Origin of the sequence: Pseudomonas sp. Irchel s3h14 (assembly GCF_900187425.1) — a bacterium.
Classification (GTDB): Bacteria; Pseudomonadota; Gammaproteobacteria; order Pseudomonadales; family Pseudomonadaceae; genus Aquipseudomonas.
Map to the genome: position 1 here is coordinate 1 of NZ_FYDJ01000044.1, position 2,558 is coordinate 2,558.

Annotated in this window: 1 protein-coding gene; it reads left to right on the forward strand. The window is 64.6% G+C overall.

Annotation, left to right across the window (positions count from 1 at the left end; genetic code table 11):
* Positions 1-2,558: aminomethyl-transferring glycine dehydrogenase (gene gcvP, locus CKW16_RS31490; protein WP_095133623.1), on the forward strand; the 2,558-nt coding region annotated here is incomplete at both ends.

Consider the following 2,558-nt stretch of genomic DNA (forward strand, 5'->3'; position numbering starts at 1 on the left):
GGCCTGAGCGAAGCCGATGCCCTGGCCTTGATCAAGTCCATCGCCGGCAACAACCAGCTGTTCAAGACCTACATCGGCCAGGGCTACTACGGCACGCACACGCCGTCGCCGATCCTGCGCAACCTGCTGGAAAACCCGGCCTGGTACACCGCCTACACCCCGTACCAGCCGGAAATTTCCCAGGGCCGTCTCGAAGCGCTGCTGAATTTCCAGACCCTGATCAGCGACCTCACCGGCCTGCCGATCGCCAACGCGTCGCTGCTGGATGAAGCCACCGCTGCGGCCGAAGCGATGACCTTCTGCAAACGCCTGAGCAAGAACAAGGGCAGCCACGCGTTCTTCGCCTCCAGCCATTGCCACCCGCAAACCCTCGACGTGCTGCGCACCCGGGCCGAGCCGTTGGGCATCGACGTGGTGGTCGGCGACGAGCGTGAACTGAGCGACGTGACGCCGTTCTTCGGCGCCCTGCTGCAATACCCGGCGAGCAACGGTGACCTGTTCGATTACCGCGAGCTGACCGAACGCTTCCACGCCGCCAACGCCTTGGTGGCGGTCGCCGCTGACCTGCTGGCCCTGACCGTGCTCACCCCGCCGGGCGAGTTCGGCGCCGACGTGGCCATCGGCAGCGCACAACGCTTCGGCGTGCCGCTGGGCTTCGGTGGCCCGCATGCGGCCTACTTCTCCACCAAGGATGCGTTCAAGCGTGACATGCCGGGCCGTCTGGTCGGTGTCTCCGTGGACCGCTTCGGCAAGCCGGCCCTGCGCCTGGCGATGCAGACCCGCGAGCAACACATTCGCCGCGAAAAGGCCACCAGCAACATCTGCACCGCGCAGGTCTTGCTGGCCAACATCGCCAGCATGTACGCCGTGTACCACGGCCCGAAAGGCTTGACCCAGATCGCCAACCGCGTGCATCACCTGACCGCGATTCTGGCCCAAGGCTTGAGCGCTCTCGGTTTGCAAGTCGAGCAAGCCAGCTTCTTCGACACGCTGACGATCAAGACCGGCGCGCAAACCGCCGCGTTGCACGATCAGGCGCGCACCCAGCAGATCAACCTGCGCGTGGTCGATGGCGAACGTCTGGGCCTGTCCCTCGACGAAACCACCTCGCAAGCCGATGTGAAAACCCTGTGGGCCTTGCTGGCCGACGGCCAAACCCTGCCGGATTTCGCGGCATTGGCTGCAACCGTCCAAAGCACGATCCCGGCCGAATTGGTGCGCCAGTCGCCAATCCTCAGCCACCCGGTGTTCAACCGTTATCACTCGGAAACCGAGCTGATGCGCTACCTGCGCAAACTGGCCGACAAGGACCTGGCGCTGGATCGCACCATGATCCCGCTGGGTTCCTGCACCATGAAACTCAACGCCGCCAGCGAAATGATCCCGGTGACCTGGGCTGAATTTGGTGCCCTGCACCCGTTCGCCCCGGCCGAGCAAAGCGCCGGCTATCAGCAGCTGACCGACGAACTGGAAGCGATGCTCTGCGCCGCCACCGGTTACGACGCAATCTCGCTGCAACCGAACGCCGGTTCGCAGGGTGAATACGCCGGTCTGCTGGCAATCCGCGCCTATCACCAGAGCCGTGGCGAAGACCGTCGCGACATCTGCCTGATCCCCTCGTCGGCCCACGGCACCAACCCGGCCACCGCCAACATGGCCGGCATGCGCGTGGTCGTCACCGCCTGCGATGCCCGTGGCAACGTCGACATCGAAGACCTGCGGGCCAAGGCCATCGAGCACCGCGAACACCTCGCCGCGCTGATGATCACCTACCCGTCGACCCACGGCGTGTTCGAAGAAGGCATCCGCGAAATCTGCGGCATCATTCATGACCACGGCGGCCAGGTGTACATCGACGGCGCCAACATGAACGCGATGGTCGGCCTCTGCGCCCCGGGCAAGTTCGGCGGCGACGTGTCGCACCTGAACCTGCACAAAACCTTCTGCATCCCCCACGGCGGTGGCGGCCCGGGCGTCGGCCCGATTGGCGTCAAGTCGCACCTGACGCCGTTCCTGCCGGGCCACGCGCAGATGGAACGCAAGCAAGGCGCGGTCTGCGCCGCACCGTTCGGCAGCGCGAGCATTCTGCCGATCACCTGGATGTACATTCGGATGATGGGTGGCGCGGGCCTCAAACGTGCTTCGCAACTGGCGATCCTCAATGCCAACTACATTTCCCGTCGCCTCGAAGAGCACTACCCGGTGCTCTACACCGGCAGCAACGGCCTGGTGGCGCACGAATGCATCCTCGACCTGCGTCCACTGAAAGACAGCAGCGGCATCAGTGTCGATGACGTCGCCAAGCGCCTGATCGACTTCGGCTTCCACGCCCCGACCATGTCGTTCCCGGTCGCCGGCACGCTGATGATCGAGCCGACCGAAAGCGAATCCAAAGAAGAACTGGACCGTTTCTGCGACGCCATGATCCGCATCCGCGAAGAAATCCGCGCAGTGGAAAACGGCACCCTGGACAAGGACGACAACCCGCTGAAAAACGCCCCGCACACCGCGGCGGAAATCGTCGGCGAGTGGACGCATCCGTACAGCCGTGAGCAAGC